The sequence below is a fragment of the Nocardiopsis rhodophaea genome (genome assembly GCF_039530945.1).
Classification (GTDB): Bacteria; Actinomycetota; Actinomycetes; order Streptosporangiales; family Streptosporangiaceae; genus Nocardiopsis_C; species Nocardiopsis_C rhodophaea.
In genome coordinates this window covers 37,349-58,465 of record NZ_BAAAPC010000017.1, presented here as the reverse complement: position 1 = coordinate 58,465, position 21,117 = coordinate 37,349, and the positions used below count along the sequence as shown (strand labels likewise).

General features: G+C 72.1%; 19 protein-coding genes. 6 read left to right on the top strand and 13 right to left on the bottom strand.

Features of this window, described 5'->3' with window-relative positions; translation table 11 throughout:
• Positions 1 to 63 precede the first annotated feature (63 nt).
• Positions 64 to 1,083: a nitronate monooxygenase gene (locus ABD259_RS18610; protein ID WP_344164194.1), complete on the bottom strand. Its 1,020-nt coding sequence runs from the start codon at positions 1,081 to 1,083 to the stop codon at positions 64 to 66.
• A gap of 311 nt (positions 1,084 to 1,394) precedes the next feature.
• On the opposite strand from ABD259_RS18610, the gene ABD259_RS18605 reads away from it, so the two are divergent.
• The gene (locus ABD259_RS18605; RefSeq protein ID WP_344106027.1) at positions 1,395 to 1,637 is read left to right on the top strand and encodes a hypothetical protein; all 243 of its coding nucleotides are present in this window, start codon (positions 1,395 to 1,397) and stop codon (positions 1,635 to 1,637) included.
• Positions 1,638 to 2,315: 678 nt separating this feature from the next.
• On the opposite strand, the gene ABD259_RS18600 is transcribed toward ABD259_RS18605, so the two are convergent.
• Positions 2,316 to 3,353, bottom strand: coding sequence for a threonine ammonia-lyase (locus ABD259_RS18600; protein ID WP_344164191.1), 1,038 nt, complete (start codon positions 3,351 to 3,353; stop codon positions 2,316 to 2,318).
• Positions 3,354 to 3,415: 62 nt separating this feature from the next.
• On the opposite strand from ABD259_RS18600, the gene ABD259_RS18595 reads away from it, so the two are divergent.
• Positions 3,416 to 4,021 (top strand): flavin reductase family protein, encoded by a 606-nt coding sequence (locus ABD259_RS18595; protein ID WP_344106031.1) that lies wholly within the window; start codon positions 3,416 to 3,418, stop codon positions 4,019 to 4,021.
• Between the two features lie 321 nt (positions 4,022 to 4,342).
• On the opposite strand, the gene amaB is transcribed toward ABD259_RS18595, so the two are convergent.
• Both amaB and ABD259_RS18585 read right to left on the bottom strand, forming a co-directional pair.
• The gene (amaB, locus tag ABD259_RS18590) at positions 4,343 to 5,881 is read right to left on the bottom strand and encodes an L-piperidine-6-carboxylate dehydrogenase (protein ID WP_344106033.1); all 1,539 of its coding nucleotides are present in this window, start codon (positions 5,879 to 5,881) and stop codon (positions 4,343 to 4,345) included.
• Between the two features lie 89 nt (positions 5,882 to 5,970).
• Positions 5,971 to 6,792 (bottom strand): DUF4184 family protein, encoded by an 822-nt coding sequence (locus ABD259_RS18585; protein WP_344106035.1) that lies wholly within the window; start codon positions 6,790 to 6,792, stop codon positions 5,971 to 5,973.
• A 254-nt stretch (positions 6,793 to 7,046) separates the two neighbouring features.
• Between ABD259_RS18585 and ABD259_RS18580 the strand changes: the two genes are divergently transcribed.
• Positions 7,047 to 8,216 carry a pyroglutamyl peptidase gene (locus ABD259_RS18580; protein WP_344106036.1) on the top strand — a complete coding sequence of 390 codons (1,170 nt, stop codon included), beginning with the start codon at positions 7,047 to 7,049 and terminating at the stop codon, positions 8,214 to 8,216.
• Between the two features lie 35 nt (positions 8,217 to 8,251).
• Here the strand turns inward: ABD259_RS18580 and ABD259_RS18575 are convergent, their stop codons facing one another.
• From ABD259_RS18575 to ABD259_RS18535, 9 genes are all read right to left on the bottom strand, one after another.
• A complete protein-coding gene (locus ABD259_RS18575) occupies positions 8,252 to 8,950 on the bottom strand; it encodes a response regulator (protein WP_344106040.1) in 699 nt (232 codons plus the stop codon).
• Positions 8,947 to 10,242: a sensor histidine kinase gene (locus tag ABD259_RS18570; RefSeq protein ID WP_344106042.1), complete on the bottom strand. Its 1,296-nt coding sequence runs from the start codon at positions 10,240 to 10,242 to the stop codon at positions 8,947 to 8,949. Before ABD259_RS18570 ends, ABD259_RS18575 begins: the two co-directional genes overlap by 4 nt.
• Before the next feature lie 124 nt (positions 10,243 to 10,366).
• Positions 10,367 to 10,645, bottom strand: a complete 279-nt coding sequence (locus tag ABD259_RS18565) for a hypothetical protein (RefSeq protein ID WP_344106044.1) — start codon at positions 10,643 to 10,645, stop codon at positions 10,367 to 10,369.
• 198 nt (positions 10,646 to 10,843) lie between these two features.
• On the bottom strand, positions 10,844 to 11,527 hold the full coding sequence (locus ABD259_RS18560; RefSeq protein WP_344106046.1) for a CatB-related O-acetyltransferase: 684 nt from the start codon (positions 11,525 to 11,527) through the stop codon (positions 10,844 to 10,846).
• 80 nt (positions 11,528 to 11,607) lie between these two features.
• Positions 11,608 to 13,281, bottom strand: coding sequence for an ABC-F family ATP-binding cassette domain-containing protein (locus ABD259_RS18555; protein ID WP_344106048.1), 1,674 nt, complete (start codon positions 13,279 to 13,281; stop codon positions 11,608 to 11,610).
• Positions 13,282 to 13,638: 357 nt separating this feature from the next.
• Entirely contained in the window at positions 13,639 to 14,454 is an 816-nt protein-coding gene (locus ABD259_RS18550; RefSeq protein ID WP_344106051.1) for an energy-coupling factor ABC transporter ATP-binding protein, read from the bottom strand.
• On the bottom strand, positions 14,451 to 15,308 hold the full coding sequence (locus ABD259_RS18545; RefSeq protein ID WP_344164188.1) for an energy-coupling factor ABC transporter ATP-binding protein: 858 nt from the start codon (positions 15,306 to 15,308) through the stop codon (positions 14,451 to 14,453). Before ABD259_RS18545 ends, ABD259_RS18550 begins: the two co-directional genes overlap by 4 nt.
• A 4-nt stretch (positions 15,309 to 15,312) precedes the next feature.
• Positions 15,313 to 16,095: an energy-coupling factor transporter transmembrane component T family protein gene (locus ABD259_RS18540; protein WP_344164185.1), complete on the bottom strand. Its 783-nt coding sequence runs from the start codon at positions 16,093 to 16,095 to the stop codon at positions 15,313 to 15,315.
• On the bottom strand, positions 16,092 to 17,063 hold the full coding sequence (locus ABD259_RS18535; protein WP_344164182.1) for a histidine kinase: 972 nt from the start codon (positions 17,061 to 17,063) through the stop codon (positions 16,092 to 16,094). Before ABD259_RS18535 ends, ABD259_RS18540 begins: the two co-directional genes overlap by 4 nt.
• Positions 17,064 to 17,397: 334 nt before the next feature.
• Here ABD259_RS18535 and ABD259_RS18530 point away from each other — a divergent pair, with 334 nt between their 5' ends.
• The 3 genes from ABD259_RS18530 to ABD259_RS18520 all read left to right on the top strand — a co-directional run bounded on the left by ABD259_RS18530 (position 17,398) and on the right by ABD259_RS18520 (position 21,089).
• A complete protein-coding gene (locus ABD259_RS18530; RefSeq protein ID WP_344164179.1) occupies positions 17,398 to 18,900 on the top strand; it encodes a polysaccharide deacetylase family protein in 1,503 nt (500 codons plus the stop codon).
• A gap of 150 nt (positions 18,901 to 19,050) precedes the next feature.
• On the top strand, positions 19,051 to 19,809 hold the full coding sequence (locus ABD259_RS18525) for an alpha/beta fold hydrolase (protein WP_344164176.1): 759 nt from the start codon (positions 19,051 to 19,053) through the stop codon (positions 19,807 to 19,809).
• Positions 19,806 to 21,089, top strand: coding sequence for a cytochrome P450 (locus ABD259_RS18520; protein WP_344164173.1), 1,284 nt, complete (start codon positions 19,806 to 19,808; stop codon positions 21,087 to 21,089). The genes ABD259_RS18525 and ABD259_RS18520 overlap by 4 nt, the downstream gene beginning before the upstream one ends.
• The last annotated feature ends 28 nt before the right edge of the window (positions 21,090 to 21,117 follow it).

Genomic DNA, 21,117 nt, shown 5'->3' with positions numbered 1-21,117 from the left:
GCTCCGGCGGCGTCTCCGGTGGGGTGGAGCACGTCAAGGCGCTTGGGGGCACGCCCGGCGCCGCTACAGCCCCTCGGCGACCGCGTCCACGATCGCGGCGGCGGGAGCATCGGCCGCCGAACGGAAGCCGGTGCCCGCCCAGAGGTGGAGGGTATCGGCGTCGCCCGCCGCGGCCGCGGCGGCGCGCAGCGGCCCGGTCAGGAAGTGCACCTGCGGGTAGGCGCCGGGAGCGGCGGAGTCGTGGGTTCGCAAGAAGCGGTTGACCAGGCCGCGGGCGCGCCGACCGCTGAAGGCGCGGGTAACGGCGGTCTCCGTGAAGCGGTCGTCGGCCAGGGCCTTCTTGTGCGTGGGGTTGGCGCCGCTCTCGGGGGAGCGCAGGAACGCGGTGCCGAGCTGTGCGGCCATGGCACCGCCATGCAGAGCGGCGCGGACGCCCTCGGCCCCCGTGATGCCGCCCGCCGCGACCAGGGGAACGTCAACCGCCGCGCGCACCTGGGCGAGGAGGTCGAGCATCGGCACGGTGCGCTCCGCGTCGTCGACGAACGACCCCTGGTGGCCGCCTGCCTCGGCGCCCTGGACGCACAGCGCGTCGGCTCCGGCCGCTACGGCGGCGCGGGCCTCGGCTACGGTCGTGACGGTGACGACGACGGCGCTGCCCGCCCCGCGCAGGAGGGCGATGTCGCGCGCTTGGGGACAGCCGAACGTGAAGCTGACTACCGGAACAGGCGTGGCAAGGAGGGCGTCCAACTTCGCCGAGTAGTCGTCGTCCCGCCACTCGGCCGGGCCGGGCTCAACGCCCAACCGCTCGGCCTCGGGGGCGATCCGCTCCCGGTAGGCGGACACCCGCGCCTCGGGAACAGCGCTGCCCCGATCGGGGACGAAGACGTTGACCCCGAAGTCGCGCGAGGTCAGCGCCCGCGTCCGCTGGATCTGCTCGACCATCGCCTCGGCGCTCTTGTACCCGGCGGCGAGAAAGCCGAGCCCGCCCGCGCCGTTCACCGCCGCGACAAGCTCCGGAGTGCTCGCCCCGCCCGCCATGGGCGCCGCCACGACCGGGACCTCGAATCCGTCGAGAAACCCCACTGTCCCCATCCCCCACTCACGACCGATCGGCCCGATGCGAAAAGTAAGGATCAGGCTACCCATACCGCCGATACCGGCAGCGGTGCGGGGGCGCGAAGGGGGTACCGGGCTGCCGGGGAATCGGCCTCGGGCCTGGTCGGCCGTTCGGCCGCGCTTCCCGGGCACAGCGCGGCCGATCCGAAGCGGACACATCGATATGACACGGTTCACGAACGAAAACGGCGACAACTGAAGTTAACGGTGATTACACTTGGAGGTGTCAACGGACCAACCCGCGCCCCCAGCGCGGAGATAAGGCGGAGATGATCAGCATGATCGACACCGCGCTTCTGACCACTGTCATCTGGATCACATTCATCGGCATCGGGCTTGCGTTCGCGATCGGCATCGCGATCATCGCCGACCAGGCCCTGCGGCACCGCGAGTCCCGCCAGGACGCCGCCCGGACCACGGCCGGCCCCGGTGCGGATGGCCGCGCGGTTCCGGCCGACGCTACGCAGCCCATCGACGCGGCGTCCGCTGAGCGCGACGCGGCGCAGAAGCAGGCGGCCTAAAGCCCAGCACCGGCGCCGCGGCCGGCCCGTGTGCCCGCCGGACACCCTGCCCTCCCGTGAACGGCACCCCCCAACGGGGAGCCCGCACGAGGGGGCGGCCGTGTCGTACGGACCGCCGCGTCCTCGGGGCAGACCTCACCGGAGAACACATCCGCGTGCCCGGCCGGGATCCCGGCATCCAGGTCGTCCGACATGGCGATGCCGCCTTGGAAAAGGCTACGTCCGCGAGCGATCACCGCGCGCTCCCCACGGGCGGAGCGGCAGCCACGCCAGCGCGGGACACAGCCCCTCCCATCGTCCGAGCGGACCGGCGCAACTGCCGGTGCGGGTCCTCGACCCCCGGTCCGGTTCAGCACCACCACGTCGTCGGCCCCGGTGCGGACCTGGCCGCGCCACGACCGACCGCGTCCCCGGCCTACGTCCGCATGGGCCCGCGGCCCCGCCCGTATTTCCCGGCCGCCCTCCGGCAGCGGTGTGCCGACCCGATGTCCCGGCACCCCCATCAGCTCCACGTTGAGCAGCGATCCACCGAGATGCCAGCCCCCAGTGGGCGGACCTCACGGGGCGTGGTCGGCGGCTCGTATGCGCGGACCGTTGCGGTCGGCGCACGGGGGCGCGAACGTCGCGGCTCTCCCGGATGTCGCCTGTTCACGGGCATCCGGCGCCAGGCGCGGTTCCTCATCGGCGGCCGTCGTGCTCGGGCAGGATCGTCTCGGCCAGCAGTGCCGGGTCGACGTTGCCGCCCGACACGACGGCGACCGTGCACCCCGAGGGCGCCCGCCCCGACAGGGCCGCCGCCGTCGCGACGGCCCCGCTGGGCTCGGCTACGACGTGCGCCTCGCGGGCGATGGTCCCCATCGCGGCGCGGATCTCGTGCTCGGTGACGGTGAGGACGCCGTCCAGGCGGGCGCGGAGGTGCGCGAACGTCAGATCCGACAGGCCGACGCGCACGCCGTCGGCGATCGTGCGGTCGGCGCGCTCCGGCGGCCAGGCGACCCGCTGCCCGGCGTCGAGGCTCTCGGCCGCGTCCGCCGCCAGCTCGGGCTCGACCCCGAGGACGGTCGTCCCGGGGTCCAGCTCCTTGATGGCGGTGGCGACCCCCGAAGCGAGACCGCCGCCACCGACCGGGACGAGCACGGTGTCGACGGCAGGCAGGTCCTCCAGGATCTCCAGCCCGATCGTGCCCTGCCCGGCGATGACCCGGGCGTCGTCGAACGGGGGGATCAGGGTCAGGCCGCGTTCGTCGGAGACCCGCTGCGCCGTGGCCAGGCGGTCGCCGGGTTCCACCATGACCAGTTCGGCGCCCAGTGCCCGCATCGCGTCCGTCTTCACCTTTGGCGCCCCTTCGGGGACGACGACGATGCAGCGCACCTTGGCGGCGCGCGCCGCGTAGGCGAGCGCCCGCCCGTGGTTGCCGGAGGAATGCGTCACTACCCCGGCCGCACGGGCCTCGGCGTCCAGTAGGGCGAGCGCGTTGGTGGCGCCCCGGATCTTGAAGGCCCCCACGGGTTGCAGGTTTTCCGCCTTCAGCCAGAGAGGGCCGTCGAGGCGCGGGACGGGCAGCGAGAGCAGCGGGGTGCGCAGGACGTTCCCCGCCCCTGACCGCACGCCGCCGCCCTCGGTGGGAGCGGCGCGCGCCACGCCCCCGGCTTTGATGCGGTCGGCGGCGGCGCGGATGTCGGCCAATGAGATGAGCTGGGTCTCGGGTCGTTCCATGGGGTCGGTATTCCCACACCGCGCGCCTTCGCTCGCCGCGCGCGTGGCATGATCGTGATCTGATGCGTACTGATCTGACTCCCGAGGACCTGCCCGGCCGCGCCTTCTACCAGCTGCTGACGGCGGTGGTCGTGCCGCGCCCCATCGCGTGGGTCTCCACGACCTCGGCGGCCGGGGTGGACAATCTGGCCCCGCACTCGTTCTTCACCGTTTCCTGCGTAGAACCGCCCATCGTCCAGTTCACCTCCGTCGGCCGCAAGGACCACCTGCGCAACGTCGAGGAGACCGGGGAGTTCGTGGTGAACTTCGCCCCGGAGCGGCTGCAGGAGGAGATCAACGCGACCGCCACCGACTATCCTCCGGAGGTCAGCGAGTTCGACGCGGTGGGCGTGGCGCGCGAGCCCAGCAGCGTGGTCAAACCGCCGCGGGTGGCGTCGTCGCCGGTGGCCCTGGAGTGCCGCCTGCACTCCACCCTGCTGCTCGGGGACTCCACCGTGGTCTTCGGGCGGGTCGTGCACGCGGCCGTCGACGAGGAGGTCCTCCTCGGCGGTCACCCGGAGATCTCCCGCCTGCGGCCGGTCGCCCGGCTCGGAAAGGACGAGTGGGGCGCCATGGGGGAGATCACCTCGATGCCGCGCGTCCGCTACGCGGATCTCCCTCGGGACTGACGCCCAGGCACGGACGCGGGCCTTCCCCCTACTCGGGACCCGACCGCGGCCTACTCCACCTACTCCACGGCGGCACCGCCCCGGCATGTCCCATTTTCGCCCGCGATTGGTTAATATTCCTTTCAGTTCCCCTTGGTCAGGGTACCCAGGGGTTCCCGCCGCCCCTGGGGCAGCGGTAGCGTTCCCGCCGGGTGGTGCCGCGGTTCCCCCTCCCCGCGGCACCACCCCTTTGGGTTACGGCCGCCGGTAGCCGCGGGCCCCTCGGCGTCGGACCGACATGGACGCGGCGCCGCTTTCCCCTCGGACCGGCGGCAGCGGCGACTACAGGAAGTTGACCCCCTGGGCCAGCGGCAGCTCATCGGAGTAGTTCACCGTGTTGGTCGCCCGCCGCATGTAGGCGCGCCATGCGTCCGAACCGGATTCGCGCCCGCCGCCCGTGTCCTTCTCACCGCCGAACGCGCCACCGATCTCCGCACCGGAGGTGCCGATGTTGACGTTCACGATGCCGCAGTCCGACGCGGCCAGGAAACGCTCGGCCTCCCGCTGGTCCTGGGTGAAGATGGCGCTCGACAACCCCTGCGTCACCCCGTTGTGCAGCTCGATGGCCTCGTCGAGGGTGCGGTACGTCAGCACGTACAGAATCGGCGCGAAGGTCTCCTCACACACGATCTCGGTCTGCGACGGCATCCGCACCACCGCCGGTTCGACGTAGTACGCGTCCGGGGCCTCTTTCTCCAGGCACCGATCTCCGCCGGTGAGGACCCGACCGCCGTCGGCGGCAACACGGTCCAGCGCACCGCGCAGCGCCGTGTGCGCACGCTCCCCGATGAGCGGACCGACCAGCGTGTCAGCGTCGAACGGGTCGCCGATCCTCGGGCGCAGCTGCCCGTAGGCACCCACGATCCGATCCGTGAGCTGGTCGGCGATATCTTCGTGCACGATGATCCGGCGCAGGGTGGTACAGCGCTGCCCCGCCGTCCCGGCCGCCGCGAACACGGTGCCGCGAACGGCCAGGTCCAGATCGGCCGACGGTGCGACGACCGCCGCGTTGTTGCCGCCGAGTTCGAGCAGGCACCGGCCCATGCGGGCGGCGACGCGCGGGCCGACCTGCTTGCCCATGCCGACCGATCCCGTCGCCGACACCAGGGCGACGCGCGGGTCGTCGACGATCCGCTCGCCGGTCTCGCGGTCGCCCAGCACGACCTGGTGCACACCCGCCGGGGCGCCGACGTCCTCGCACGCGCGCATCAGCAGGCCGTGACAGGCGAGCGCGGTCAGCGGACTGAGCTCGGAAGGCTTCCACACGATGGTGTCGCCGCAAACGAGCGCGACCGCCGTGTTCCACGACCACACCGCGACGGGGAAGTTGAAGGCGGTGATAATGCCGACGACGCCGAGCGGGTGCCAGGTCTCCATCAGGCGGTGGCCCGGCCGCTCGGAGGGCATGGTGCGCCCGTAAAGCTGGCGGGAGAGGCCCACGGCGAAGTCGCAGATGTCGATCATCTCCTGGACCTCGCCCGCCGCCTCGGACCTGATCTTTCCGGCCTCGATGGTGACGAGGTCGGCGAGATCGTCCTTGTGCTCACGGAGGAGCTCGCCCAGGCGGCGCACGAGGTTCCCGCGCTGCGGGGCGGGGGTGTCCCGCCAGACGGTGCGGAACGTCTCGTGGGCGGTGCCGATCGCCTGGCCGGTCTCGGCGCTGGTGGAGTAAGCGATGTCGAAAAGGGGCTCACCGGTGATGGGTGTGCGCGCGCTCTGCCCGGTCGGAGCCGGCGCGTCGAACCCCGAGGCGCCGCAGCGCTCCAGAGCGGTCCTCGCGCGTTCGGTGAGCTGGGCGGTGGTGGGGAGAGTCGTCATCATCGTCTCTCTTCGTTGAGAGGATCAGGTCAGGATGCGGGAGTTCACCTTCCCTGCCCCACGCCCGGCTAACCGTTCGGCCGCGCGCGGCGTCACGTCCGCGACAAGCCGGGGGTAGGAAGACCGTTGCGGCGCTGGCGCAGGGCCACGGTCAGCTGGAGGGCGGTGTAGGCCAGCGCGTAGACGGCCACGGCGATCGTCAGTGCCACCGCCGTCCCCACGATGAGCATCGCCAGCTTGGCCCACAGCAGTTCGGTCGCGGTCTGCCACTGGTTGATCCGGAACGCTTCGGCGGGCACGCGGGCCGTGTCGAGGGCGGTCAGACCGACGATGAGGGCCATACCGCTCCACACCGGCACCCGCCACCAGCGGAGCGGTCCCACCGCCGGCTCCTCCGCGGCGGGAACAGCGCGCAGCATCCACCACACGATCCAGCCGGCCATCGCCAGCCCCAGGACGATGCTCAGGCCGTCCTGCACCACCTGCTGCCGGGACACGCTGCCCGCCACGGCATCGGTCGTCAGCCACGGCAGGACCTCGCCGTGGGTGATGCCGTCCAGAAGGAGGTGCGTGATCGCGCCGAGGACCACCGAGAGCGCTGCCCAGCCCAGCGTCCGCGCGCTCCAGCCAAAGCCCCGCGCCGGCCCCGTGAGCCTGCGGCGGGCCCATCCCGGCGCGAGCGCCACCAGCGGCTGCTTGAGCAGCGCCTGGAAGACGAGGAAGACACCCATCCCCATCAGGGACCCCAGGAGGAGGTCGGACAGCTGGTAGCCGAGGCCATCGACCTCCGGCACCGCCATCGGCGCAAACTTCACGAAGTCCGGCGACATCGCGCCGATCGCCAGCGCCGAGGGCACCAGCCGGTCCCGGGACATCGGGATCGCCACAGCGGCGTGGCAGAGCGTGAATGGCACCGTACGTCTCCTTTATCTCCCACCAGTGCTCAGCGGCGCCGCCCCGCCATCCCCTCCGTCGACGCGAACGGCTCCGCCCTGAACACCACCCCTATCGCCGCTCACCAGCGGGAGGGTTCGGGAATCGAACGCGATCCACGTCATATTCCGCGGCGGGCGCGGCCGGGTGGAGGGGGCGCGAGCCGTGACCGGTAAACTCCGCACCGGTTCCACCGCCCATCCCCCTCGCATCGCCAACCCGGACTGGACACCGCGTGAACGCCACCGACCCAACCGTGGAGGAAAGCCGCGTCGAGCTGGAGGTGCCGCAGCAGCTCCTGCGCCGCTCCGGATTCGCAGCCGCGGCCCCCCTGTTCTCCGCCGATCTGGCCAGTGCCGGGAGTCTGGACGAGGCCGAGCAGGTGGTCGCGTCGCACGGACGCCGCCTGTGGTCGGAGGCCGTGCGCAAGGACGGGGCGATCATCGACGACCGTCCGCTGTACTGGGCGCGGCTGACGCTCAGCGCCCGGCTGCACGCCTGGCGCCCGGACTTCGCGGTCGACGACCAGGACCGCGCGGCGCTCCTCACCCGGCTCGAACACGCCTCGCGCGGCCACGACGACCTCGTCTTCCCGCCCGGCGACCGGAAGCTGCGCGTCATCGTCACCGGATTCGACCCCTTCGGGTTGGACACCGACATCCGCGCGTCTAACCCCTCCGGGGTCGCGGCCCTCAGCCTGCACGACGCGACCTTCGAGGCCGCCGACCACACCGCGGTCGTGCGCACCGCGCTCTTCCCGGTGCGCTGGCGGGATCTCACCCACGGCATGGTGGAGCGCGTCCTGCTCCCCCACTACACCGCCGACCCCGGCAGCTCAGCGGCGGCCGACGCCGTCATCACGGTCAGCCAGGGCCGCGAGGGCCGGTTCGACCTGGAGGCCCACAACGGCGCCTGGCGCGGTGGACGCGCCGACAATGAGGGCCGCACCGCGCCCGGTCTGATCCCGCTCGGTGCCGAAGCGCCCCGCTTGGACCCGCAGCCGCAGTGGAGCCCCTCGTCCCTGCCTCGGCAGGCCATCGTCGCGCACGCCGCGGGCCGCTTCCCCGTGTACGACAACACCGAGGTCACCGAGATCCCGGCCGACGCGGGCGCGGAGGGGGAGCCTGTGCGCCGACCGAACGGCCCCACGCCCGCCTCCGCGGCCCGAGCCGGGGCGGGCGGCGACTACGTCTCCAACGAGATCGCCTACCGCAACACGGTGCTCCGGGACGCCACCGGCCGCTCCATCCCCGCCGGGCACGTGCACACCCCGGTCCTCCGCCTGGGCGGCACCGACCCCGGAGCGCTCACCGACGCCGACTTCGAGCGCGACCGCGCCGACATCGTCGAGCAGCTGCGCGCCATCATCACCGCCGCCGTGCGACCGGCCGCCCCGGACGAGTGAGAACAGGGGGAATCGGGCCGGTTCCCCCTGGCGGATCACCGCCGCTCGGGCCGCCTCTCACCCTCGGTGTCCGCGTCCATGAGGCCGGTGCGGTAGGCCCACACCGCGATCTCCACGCGGTTGCGGGCACGCAGCTTGCCCTGGACGCTCGCGAGGTGCGTCTTGACCGTGCTCAGCGAGACGAACAGCCGCTCGGCGACCTCCGCGTTGGTCAGTCCCTGGGCGACGGCGCGCACGATGTCCACCTCGCGCTCGGTCAGCCCCTGTTCGCGGGGGTCGGCGGCGCGGCGCGCGCCCGCACCGCCCGATCGGGCGAAGTGGCGCAGTAGCCGGACGGTGATCCGCGGCGAGACGAGCGCGTCGCCGCGGGACGCCGCATGTACCGCCTCGATCAGCAGTGCTGGCCCCGCGTCCTTCAGAAGGAAGCCGACCGCCCCGCCCTCCAGCGCCGCGTGCACGTAGTCATCGAGGTCGAACGTGGTCACCACGACGACCTTCAGCGGGTCGGCCGCCCCGGGACCGGCCAGCCGCCGGGTGACCTCCAGGCCGTCGAGGCCGGGCATCCGGATATCCATGAGGCACACGTCGGGACGGAGCTCCCGGGCCAGCCGCAGCGCCTCGATGCCGTCCGCGGCCTCGCCCACCACCTCGATGTCGTCTTCGGCGTCGAGCATGTAGCGGAAGCCCGTCCGGACCATGCTCTGGTCGTCGGCGAGCAGGACACTGATCGTCATCTCTCCCCTTGCATCCCCTCCGCCGCGTCGGCATCCGGGGGGTCGGCCGTGCCCGCGGGCAGGTCGGCCCGCACCCTCCACCCCGGGCCATGGGCGACGGGCCCGGCCGTACAGGTACCGCCGAGCAGCTTGGCCCGCTCAGCCATGCCGATCAGACCGTATCCCCCGCCCTCGCCGAACGGCGACCCGCCGCCCCGGCCGTCGTCGCGCACCTCCAGCCGGACGCGGCCCTCGGCTGCGTCAACCCGGATCCGGATGCACGTGGCGTCGCGGGCATAGCGGCGGGCGTTGGTGACACCCTCCTGGGCCATCCTGGCGATGGCCGCACCCACGTCGGGCGCCACCGCCGTCAGGTCCCCGGACAGCCGCACCTCCACCGGCGGCCCGCTGTCGTCGCCGGATCCCAGCGCGCGCAGCGCGGCCGGGAGGTCGAGGGCCTCCAGCGGCACCTCGTCGCCCTCGCGCAGTGCTCCCACAAGGCGGCGCATCGCCGTCAGCGCCCGCGCCCCAGCGGCTTCGATCTCGGGCAGGGCCGTAACCACCAGCTGCGGATCGCGCGCCCCCACGTGCTGGAGCGCCTGCGCCTGCACGACGATGCCGGTGACCTGATGGGCCACGACGTCGTGCAGGTCGCGGGCGAGGGAGAGGCGCTCCTCCCGGCGGGCCTGGGCGACGTGGCTCGCGCGCTGGGCCGCCCGCCACCGCAGGTAGAGGCCGGGGCCGAGCATGATCAAGACGAGGGTCGACGCGACGGTGGGATCGAAGTCCACGGCATCCCCGCCCCGCAGTGCCGCCGCGAGCTGTCCGCTGCGCAGAGTGTCGGAAGCCAGGCACAGCATCGCCAGGAGGCTGATTCCGGCGATGGCCCAGGGACGGCAGCGCAGCGCCACCAGGGTCACCGCCAGGGCCAGCGCCATCCCCTCGCTGGCCGCGAAGGCGTAACCGAACAGGCCCTTGGGCCCCGGTATCAGGGCGGCGGACGTCGCGAGCATCACCCCGACGGCGGCTAGCGCGCTCAGCCCCGTACGGCGCGGACCGGCGACGTGCGGGACGGCGCTCACCGCGATGAGGCTCATCACCCCGCCCGAGGCGAGGGGCAGATAGTCCCGGTAGGAAGGCGGCGGCCCAAGCCAATCGGTCTGGTCGCCGGGCCGCCCCAGGGCGAGCCCGAGGTCGACGGCCCACGTCGCCCCCAAGACACCGAGGGCGCCGATGACCAGCACGACGTCCAGAGCCCGCGACTGCTCGCCGCGCACCACGCGCCGCAGCGCGCCCATCACTGTGCTGTGCATAGCGCAAGGTTAGAGGCGTCGGCGCTGGTGGAGTCCCGGCCGTTCGGCCGCGACCTCCACCGCGGACGGGCCGTGGTCTCCCACGCGCGGGGGCCGGCTCATTTCTGCGCCTTCGGGAAATCGACTATGACAAGGACACGGACCACAGGAGCATGCCGACCCAGATCACCGTTCCGACGCCGAACATGATCCACCCCGCCGAGGTGCAGCCACGCGAGGTGCCCGGACTGCTGTTCGCGGTCGCCAGGCCGATGATCGCGAGAATGATTCCGATAAGGGCGAACGGCGTGCACAGGAAAATCCCGACAATGTTGGCGACCAGAGCGCCGATCGCGGACCCGATACTCGCCGGAGGTTCGCCCATGGGCATGCCGCCGGGCCCGTAGCCGGGCGGCGGGGGCATTCTCGGCCCGCCTGGCGGCGGCTGCCAGCCGCCGTGGGGTGGTCCTCCCTGTCCAGGACCATAGGTCATCGTGTGTTCCCCTGCTTTCCATTCCGACCGGCCGATCGCTTGTGGACGGCCGGGAACGAACCAGGCCGCGCCGGTTCGGAGCCGACGCGGCCAGAGCCTTCAGGAGAATCGCAGACAATCAGGAGATTGTCATCTTGTCGCCGATTCCAGATCCGGGGCCTCATCAGCGCGGACCCGTTCGCCGATCGCGACGATCTCGTCCACCGTGCCGCCCATGAGCGTGGCCGCGTGTTCGGTGACGGCGTCGATCGGCCAGTTCCACCAGGCCGCCTCCACCAGCCGCGCGGCGTCCTGTTCGCTGTAGCGCCGCTTGACCACGCGGGCGGGGCTGCCGCCGGCGATGGTGTAGGGCGGGACGTCTTGGCTCACCACGGCTCCCGCCGCGATGATCGCGCCGTCGCCGATGGTCACGCCGGGCATGATCATCGCGTCGCGCCCGATCCACACATCGTTGCCCACCACTGTGTCGCCCTTGGAGGGGTGGTTGGCCATGAACGTCGCCAGGGTGGCGTCCTGCCACGCGCCCGGGAAGATGCTGAACGGGTAGGCGGAGGGGCCGCTGCACATATGGTCGGCGTCGAGCAGGAAGCGGCTGCCCGCGGCGATCGCGCAGAACCGGCCGATGACCAGGCGCGCCGACCCGAACGCGTAGAGCATCCGGTCCTCCTCGAAGGTTCCGGGGTCCTCCGATGCGTCGTAGTAGGTGTACTCCCCCACCTCCAGCAGTTCGGAGGTGACGGTCGGCCGGATGAAGACGCACCGGCGCTCGCCCTCGGCGAGCGGGAAGGTGGCGGCCGGGTTCGGTGCGGTCATGGAGCTCCTTGTCGCTGGTTCCTCGTGCTTCGTGATGGGTCTGTGCAGCCGCGACGCGGCCCGCGTCGCGGCGTCCGCGGTCAGATCGGGGCAATCCGCTCGCGCACCCGTCCGCCTTCGAGCCGCAGCTCCGGGCCGTCCCAGCCGCGGCGCAGCCAGCGGTCGTGCGTCGCCACCACCACCGCCCCGGGAGCGGTGCCCATCGCTTCCTCCAGCTCCTCGGCGAGGGTGAGCGAGATGTGGTTGGTGGGCTCGTCGAGCAGCAGGACATGAGGGGCGTTGCCCACCAGCAGGGCCAGGGCCAGGCGGCGGCGCTGGCCCACACTCAGCTCTCCGACAGGGCGGTCGGTGTCGCGCGGCGCGACCAGGCCGAGCTCGGCGAGGGCCGGGGCATCGGCGCGGCCGGCGGTCATGGCCGCGTAGCACCGGCGCGGCGTCAGGTCGGGACGCGGGAAGCGCACGTCCTGTTCGAGCAGGGCCACCGTCGCGCCGCGCCGCCACCGCACGGTTCCCGGTCCCGGGCCGACGCGGTGGGCCAGCACGTAGAGCAGCGTGGATTTGCCCGCGCCGTTGGGGCCGGTCACCAGGAGCCGCGCGTCGGCGGGCAGGTCGAGGTGGTCCAGGGTGAGCCGCCCCGGCACCGCGATGTCCCGCGCGGTGAGCGCGGTCCCGCCGGGGACGGTGTCGCCGGTGAGCGCCGTGTCGAACCGGAGGGGCGTCGGCGGTTTGGCGACCTGCGCGCGCTCCAGCTCGTCCAGCCGCCGCTGGGCGTTGCGGACGCGCCGGGAGATCTGCCTCTGGACCGCATCCCCCCGCGCGTCGTAGGGCATCTTGTTGTTGTCCTTCATCGGGCGGGAGTACCCGACCTGGCGCGCCGTGGTCCGCACCGCCCGGCGCAGGGAGCGCAGTTCCTCCTGCTCCGCCCGGTGCCGGTGGCCCCAGCGCTCCCGCTCGACGCGCTTCTCGCGCAGGTAGGTGCTGTAGGCGCCGCCGTAGTAGGTCGGGCCGCTGATCGACGGATCGAGGTCGAGGATGCCGGTGCACACCTCGTCCAGGAACATCCGGTCGTGGCTGGTCACCACCACGACGCCGGGCAGCCCGCGCAGGTGCGCCTCCAGGAACTCCACCGCCGCGTCGTCGAGGTGGTTGGTGGGCTCGTCCAGCAGCAGCGCCCGCGGACGCCGGAGGAGCAGGGCGGCCAGGCCGAGCCTGCCGCGCTGCCCACCGGACATCGCGTCGACGCGCCGCCCGGGTTCGACCGTGTCCAGCCCCAGCCCGGCCAGGACGAGGTCGGCCCGCCGGTCGGCGTCCCAGACGTCCTGGGCCTCGGCCCGTTCCAGTGCGGCGGCGTAGGCGGTGAACACGGTGGGGTCACCAGGACGGTCGTTCATGGCGTCGGCCAGCCGGGTCAACCGCTCCTCGATGGCGCGGCTGGGGGCCAGCGCCTCCTCGACGACGTCGGCCAGCGTCGTATGGCCGGGGTAGGGCACCTCCTGGTGCAGGAACCCCGTGTCGGTGGGGCGGGTGACCTCGCCGCCGTCGGGATCCTCGATTCCGGCCAGCAGGCGCAGCAGCGTGGACTTGCCGACGCCGTTCTCACCGACGAGGCCGAGGCGGTGACCGGGCGCGACGTCCAGGGAGACGCCGTCGAGCACCGGCACCGCGCCGTAGGCCTTGGCGAGGTCGCGGGCGCGCAGCAGCGGCGCGGGTCCGGCATGGGCTGGGGTCGACCGGTGGGTCTGCGTGGTCTGCAAGGACGACCACCTCCTGTTCGCGTCGGAGGTGGGCCTCGGTCGGGGACGCGCGTGGCGCCGCCCGGCGGGGGCAGGCGGAACGCGCGACACAGAAAAAGACACCGAGGCCGCACCGAAGGATCTTCGGATCACCCGCCGGGCACTGGCTCCAGCCCGAGAACGCTGGGGTTCGGGCGAGCCGCCGCGGACGCGGGCGTGGTCTCGATGTCAGCAACGCACGAAGAGGATCTTAGGAGGGGAGCGCCGAGCCTGCAAGTTCTTTTCCGCTGAGGCGCGGGCGCGCACGCCGCTGCCCCCGGCTCGGATGAGCCGGGGGCAGCGGCCGTCGCGTCGCAGCGCGCGGTGTGGCCAGGGGCGCTAGGCGTCGGGGACGTGCTCTCGGAGTTCACCGAGGAAACCGTCGACCGTCGTCACCGGGTTGTCCCAGCCGAGGTCGGCCGCCAGCCGCAGCATCTGCGGCGGCTCCACCCGGGCCTGGGCGAGCTTCTCCGCCTGGGTGAAGACCACGTCGGCGGTTCCGTCGGCGATCACCCGGCCCTGCGCCATGACCACGACCCGGTCGAAGTTCTCCGCGACGAAGTCCATGTCGTGGCTGACCGCGAGCACGGTCGTGCCCCGCTCGTGCAGTTCGCCGATGATCCGCGCGATCTGGGTGACGGCGGCGTGGTCCTGGCCGGTCGTCGGCTCGTCCAGAACGATCACCGGGGTGTCCATGGCCAGCACGGACGCCAGGGCGACGCGCTTCCGCTCGGCCGGAGAGAGGTGGTAGGGGTGGTGCTCGGCGTGTTCGGCGATGCCGGTGGCCGCCATGGCGGTGTCCGCGAGCCGGTGCGCCTCCTCCTCGCTCTTGCCGAGGTTGCGCGGGCCGAACTCCACGTCGGCGCGGACCGTCTTGGCGAACAGTTGGTCGGCCGGGTTTTGGAAGACGTAGCCGACATGCGCCGAGAGCTGGGCGATGCCGCGCCCGGCGGTGTCCTCGCCGCCGATGCGGATCGTGCCGCTGGAGGGCGTGTAGATGCCGTTGAGGTGCCGGGACAGCGTGGTCTTTCCCGCCCCGTTCTGTCCGATGATCGCGACGCGCTCGCCGCTCGCGATCTCCAGGTTCACTCCGTTGAGCGCGGTGACCCCGCTGGGGTAGGTGTACACGAGGTCGGCGATGCTGATGGCGGTCATTCCTGCTCCCCCTTGATCGCCGCGCGGAACCCGTCGGCGGCGCCGTCCAGCGTCACGGGCAGCGCCCGCTCCCGCGACCACATGCCGTCGCGCCGCGCCTCGGTGGCGGCGACGGTGAAGCGGGTGCGGCCGATGCCCCACTCCTCCATGCGCGGGTCGGTGAGGATGTCGGCGGGCGCGCCCTCGGCGGCGATCCGACCGTCCGCCACCACGTGCAGCTCGTCGGCGTGCTCGGCGAGCAGCTCCAGCTTGTGCTCGACCAGCAGCACCGTCATTCCGGTGGCGCGGATCGCGGCCAGCGCCTCGACGACCATGCGGGAGCCGCCCGGGTCGAGCTGGGAGGTGGGCTCGTCGAGGATCAGCACGTCGGGGCGCATCACCAGCATCGACGCGACCGCGACAACCTGCTGCTGGCCGCCGGAGAGCTCATAGGGCGAGCGGTCGGCCAGGTGGCCGATGCGCAGCCGCTCCAGGACCTCTTCGACCCGTTCGAGCATCGCGTCCCGATCGATGCCGAGGTTCTCGCACCCGAAGGCGATCTCCTCGCGGACGCTGAACCGCGCGCCGGAGATCTGGTTGAAGGGGTCCTGCTGGACCAGGCCGACGCGGGTGACCAGCTCGGGTAGCGGGGTGTCGGCCACCACGAGGTCGCCGACGGTGACGCTGCCGGTGTGCTCGCCGCCTTGGGCGTGCGGGATGAACCCGGCCGCGGCCATGGCGAGCGTCGACTTGCCCGACCCGCTGGCGCCGATGAGGCCGTGGAAGCGGCCGGGGCGCACCTCCAGCGAGATGTCCCGCAGGACGGGGGCCTCGCTGGTCGGGTAGGCGTAGGTGAAGTCGCGGAAGGTGATCACTGACTTAGACCCCCAACGTGTGCAGGGCGATCGCGAGGACCGCAAGCAGGATCATCGCCCACCGCGCCAGGCGCTGCCCGGCGCTGTCGGGGACGATGGTGAAGGCGGTGGGGCGCTGCGGCGACCCGAAGGCGCGCGACTCCATGGCGATGGAGCGGTTCTCCACGTCGGTGAGCGCCCCGAGGAGCAGCGGGCCCATGAGGGGAACGAGCCTGCGGGCGCGCTTCAGCGCGCCGCCGGAGCCCAGGTCGAGCCCGCGCGCCTGCTGGGCCTGCATGATGGCCCCGGCCCGCGCCTGGAAGGACGGAATGATCTGCATGGTCGCCGAGATCACGTAGGCGATCTTGGGCGGCAGGCCGGCCTGCTGCATCGCCGACATCAGGGTGCCGGGGTGGGTGGTGAGCAGCAGGACGATGAACGCGCTCACCATGACGAGGAGCCGCAGCGCGGTGGTCCCGGCGAAGACGAGGCCCTCGGTCTTGACCGCGAGCGGGCCCAGCTCGATGAGCACGGTACCGGGGTCGGGGTAGGTCAGACCCTGCAGCAGGAAGAGGATGACCAGGAACGGGGCGAAGAAGCCGAGCACGAGCTTGATGAAGCGGGTGGTCACCCCGGCCATGACCGCGGCGGGGACTTCCAGCAGGAGGAAGAGGACAGCGGGCCACCACAGGTTGTCCACACCGAAGGCGGCGATGGTGACGGCGGCGACGAACGCCAGCTTGGTGACCGGGTTGAGCCGGTGGATCCAGGTCGCGCCGTCCTGGTAGAAGTTGAGCGTCTGGCTCACGACCGGCCTCCTTCCTCGTCCTGGGCGGTGGCGGTCGGCGCCGCGCCGCTCCCGCCGTCCCTGCTATTCGGGGCGGCTGACGCGGCGGTCGGGGCGGTGGCGGTGAGCGACGCCGAGACGGAGGCGCGGTCGGCCTCGCCGAGCACCTCGACGCCGCGGGCCCTGGCCAGCACGGAGGCGCTGCGCGGCGCGAACACCGAGTGCTCGCGGGCGAAGGGGAACCTCTGGGAGAACCGGCTGGGCAGTGCGCGCAGGATGATCACCGCGACCAGGAACGCGATCGACTTGTCCAGCGGATCGACCGTGAGGCCCTGGGCGATGGACGCGCCGAGCGTGTCGAGCCCCAGCGTCTGGAAGACCGCGACGATGGCCGAGCGCCCGGCCGAGGCATTGGCCCCGCCGAAGATGAACGCGGAGATGGGGCCGGAGACGAACGCGGCCACGACCCCCGTGACGACACCGGCGCCGACGGCCGTGGGCACCCGGCGGGTCCATCCCCAGCGGGCGAACACACCGGCGAGCAGGCCGATCATGACCTGGGTGGTGGAGTACGGGAGCGAGGCCGGGCTGATGCTGATGCCCCAGATGACGTTGCTCAGCGCGCCGGTGGCGGCACCGGCCGCCGGTCCCGCCAAAAGGCCCACCAGGACGGTGCCGATGGAGTCGAGGTAGAGCGGCAGCCCGACCATGTTGTTGATCTGGCCGGCCACGATGTTGATCGCGATGGCGATCGGCAGCAGCGTCACGGTGGACGTGGGCATGCGCGCCATGGCCCCGGCGATGATGAGCGCCGAGCCGATCAGGTACCCGCCGAGCGCGATGAGCGCCGCCGGGCCGACGCCGGCACCACCCACCAGGCTCTCCGGCTGCCACACCACCAGATAGAGATAGGTGGCGGCGATGATGGCCGATCCCGCCGTGATCAGCAGCCACGGCGGATAGCGCCGCGTCGTCGGCTTGTTCCTCATGGTTCCCCTGGTCTGTTCCCCTGGTGTGGCGCGAAATGCGGCCGGATCGTGGCGTCGGCGGTGGCCGCACCCCGACCTCGCTGGAACGCCGCGTAACAAACTTCGCTTTAATCGCTGGTTGTCACAAATGACAACATTTCGCCGGATCGACCTTACCGGGCAAACAGGGGTCCCCCGACCACGAATGGCACGGCGACGCGCGTCGTCACCGCTTCGTTGCACTTACGTGGCCTGCGTCGTATTTTCACTGTACGGGGACCGACGGTGACATTCCGTATCTGGGCTCCGTGCCACCTTCACCCACCATTCCGCCATCCGATCCCTAGTCAGGACCATGGCCGTGCACCTGTCGACCCGTATCCGGCGCCTGCTCTCCGCGGGCATCGTCCTGTGGCTGCTCCCGACTTCCGGGTGCGCGTTCGGCGGCAGCGCCGAGGGCGCACCCCGCTTGCGCACGGTGGAGCCGACGTGGATCGACGGGCTGAAGGTCCAGGAGCGGTCGATGGACGAGGACGGGCTGCGGATCAGCACCGTCCACCCGGTGGTCCCGGGCGCTCGGCCCTTCAGCACCGAGATCCACACGACCATGGCCGAGGAACAGACCGCGTTCATGACCGCGCGGGACGGTAAAGGCGCGGCGAGCCTGGAGCAGAAGGCCGAGTTCCTGGTGGCGAACGACGATGTGCTGGGCGCCCGCATCACCACGCGGCGCGACAACGGCGGCTCCGAGGCATCGGCCTCGGCCACCACCCGCTGGTACGACGCCGCCCGTGGGGAGGTCCTGCCGTGGACCGCGCTCTTCCGGGACAGGGACGCGATCCGGGCGACGGCCGCGGAGGTCGCCCGGGTACTGCACGAGGAGGAAGGCGTCGAGTTCGACGAGCAGCCCGAGGGGCTGGGCCAGGCCGCCGTCTCCGCCGCGCCCTCGGATGCCGTGGAGGATGCTCCGTCCGGCCCGGTCGAGGTCGCGGCGGACGACGCCTGGAAGCTGGCGGCCGAACTGGAGGGCTCGCCTCTGGAGGACGTCGGCTTCGGTACGAGCGGCGGCCTCGTCGTCAGCTTCCCGGGCCTGCCGGGGGAGGACGGCGGGGGCGAGCGTTCGGTGGCGATCGACGCGGACGCCACCCGGCCGCTGCTCTCCGCGTTCGGCGAGCGCGCCCTGGCCGCCGCGGCCAGCGAGGACAAGACGGTCGACCTCGGCGACGCGCGCACCAGCGGACCCATCACCACCCTCGACTGCGCCCGGGTGCCCTGCGTCGCCCTGACCTTCGACGACGGACCCGGCGAACATACCGAGCGGCTCCTCGACGACCTCGCCGACTACTCCGCGAAGGCCACCTTCTACGTTCTGGGCTCCATGGTCGAGGAGGCACCCGACGTGGTCGCCCGCGCCGCGCGCGAGGGACACGAGATCGCCAACCACACCTGGAAGCACGACGACCTCACCGCCAAGTCCGGCAAGGGGGTCGCCGCCGACCTCGCCCGCACGGCCAAGGCCATCGAGAAGGCCACAGGCGCGCCGCCGCGCACCATGCGGCCGCCCTACGGCGCCTACGACGACACCTCCCTGAAGCACACCGACTATCCGGTGATCATGTGGGACGTCGACACCCGTGACTGGATGAACCGCGATACCCGCAAGATCGTAAAGACCGCCACCACCGAGACCGCTCCCGGCAGCATCGTGCTCTTCCACGACATCCACGCCCCCACCGTCGACGCCATCCCGACGGTGCTGCGCGCCCTGCACGACCGGGGCTTCCACTTCGTCACCGTCACCGAGCTGTTCGGCGGCACCGGCCTGGAACCGGGCACCGTCTACCAGCGCCGCGACTAGGAACCCGCCCCCGCGGCGACGGTCGCCACGCCCCGGACGCGGCCGCGAATGGCGGGCTTCCGCCACCCCGGCGTCGCCCGTTGACTTTCGCGGTGATCTGATTCACTCTGCCGTTCGTCGAACCAGCCGCGATGGAGCAAGGAGACACGGATGACGGACGGCTACCGCACCTTCGGCCACGGTGACCACAAGGTGCTGGCTCTCAACGGCTGGTTCGGGTCGGCGGAGGCGTGGCGCCCGCTGCTTCCGCACCTGGACCCCACGGCCTTCTCCTACGTGTGCCTGGACTATCGCGGCTACGGCGCGCGCAAGGGGATCTCGGGGGAGTATTCGCTGGCGGAGGCGGCGCGCGATGCGCTGGACTTCGCCGACGAGCTCGGCTGGGAGCGCTTCTCGGTGATCGGGCACTCCATGGGCGGCAGCGTGATGCAGCGGATCCTCGCCGACGCGCCGGAGCGGGTCCGCGCGCTGGTGGGGATCTCGCCCGTTCCGGCGAGCGGTGTCCCCTTCGACGAGCAGTCCTGGCAGCTGTTCCACGGGGCGGTCGAGGAGCCAGCGAAGCGGCGCGCCATCATTGACCTGACCACGGGGCACCGGCTGACCGGCGTGTGGCTGGACATCATGGTCGAGTACTCGTTCGCCAACTCCGACAAGGCGGCCTTCGCCGCCTACCTGGACGCCTGGGCGCGCACCGACTTCCACACCGAGGTCATCGGGAGCACGGTGCCGATCAAGGCGATCGTGGGCGAGCATGACCCCGCGATGAGCGTCGATGTCATGCGCTCCACCTTCGAGAAGTGGTACCCCAACCTGGAGATCGACGTGCTGGCCAACGCGGGCCACTACGCGATGGACGAGACGCCGATCGCGCTGGCCACCAGTATCGAGCGGTTCCTGGTGCGGGTATGACGGCCGGGGCGGCCGGTACGCGGGCGGAGCCGCCCGATGTCTTCGATCCGCGTGTCTTCGCCCGCGGGCTCCCCCACGCCGCCTTCCGAGCGCTGCGCGACTCCGCGCCGGTCTGCTGGCAGGAGGAGCACGAGGTGGCGGGCTGGCCGGCCGGCCCCGGGTACTGGGCGGTCACCCGGCACGCCGACGTCAAGCACGTGCTGCGCACCCCCGAGGTGTTCTCCTCCCGCCTGGGCGCCACCCAGATCCGCGACCCCGACCCCGACGACCTGCCGTTCCTCCAGCGGATGATCCTCAACATGGACCCGCCGGAGCACGTCCGGCTGCGCCGCCTGGTCACCTCGGTGTTCACCCGGCGCCGCCTGGAGCGGTTCACCGCCGCCATCACCGACCGGGCGCGGCGCCTGATCGACGCGGTCGCCCCGCGGGGGCGCTGCGACCTGCCGGTGGACGTCACCGACGACTTCCCGCTGAGCAACCTCGCCGACCTGATCGGGGTCCCGGCCGCCGACCGCCGCCTGATGCTGGAGTGGACCAACCGGGTCATCGGCTACCAGGACGACGAGCACGCCGAGGTCGTCGTCGACGCCCAGGGCCGCCCCGTCAACCCCCGCTCGCCGCGGATGCTGCGGGACATGTTCGACTACGCCGGGGAGCTGGCCGACGACAAGCGGGCGCGTCCGGCCGACGACCTGATGACGGCCCTGGTCCACGCCGAGGTCGACGGACGCGCGCTCACCGACGCCGAGCTGCGGATGTTCTTCTTCCTGGTGGTCATCGCGGGCAACGACACGGTGCGCAGCGCCCTGCCCGGGGGGATCCTCGCGCTCATCGACCACCCGGAGGAGTATCGCCGGCTGCGGGAGAGCCCCGGGCTGCTGTCGAGCGCGATCGAGGAGGTGCTGCGCTGGCATCCCCCGGTGCTGAGCTTCCGTCGCACCGCCACCCGCGACACCCAGCTGGCCGGACAGCCCATCCGCGCCGGTGACAAGGTCGTGGTCTACCACGCGTCGGCCCACTTCGACGAGCGGGTGTTCCCCGATCCCCTGCGCTTCGACATCGCCCGCGCTCCCAACGACCACCTCGCCTTCGGCCAGGGGCCGCACCTGTGCATCGGAGCCCACTTCGCCCGGTTGCAGATGCGGATCTTCTTCACCGAGGTGCTCACCCGGCTGCCCCGTATCGAGCTGGAGGCGCCGGTGACCCGGCTGACCTCGAACTTCATCAACGGCATCACCCACATGCCCGTTCGCTGGGCGACGCCGGTGCGGGCCACCTGACCGCGGGGGCGGCGGTCAGGTGCGGGCG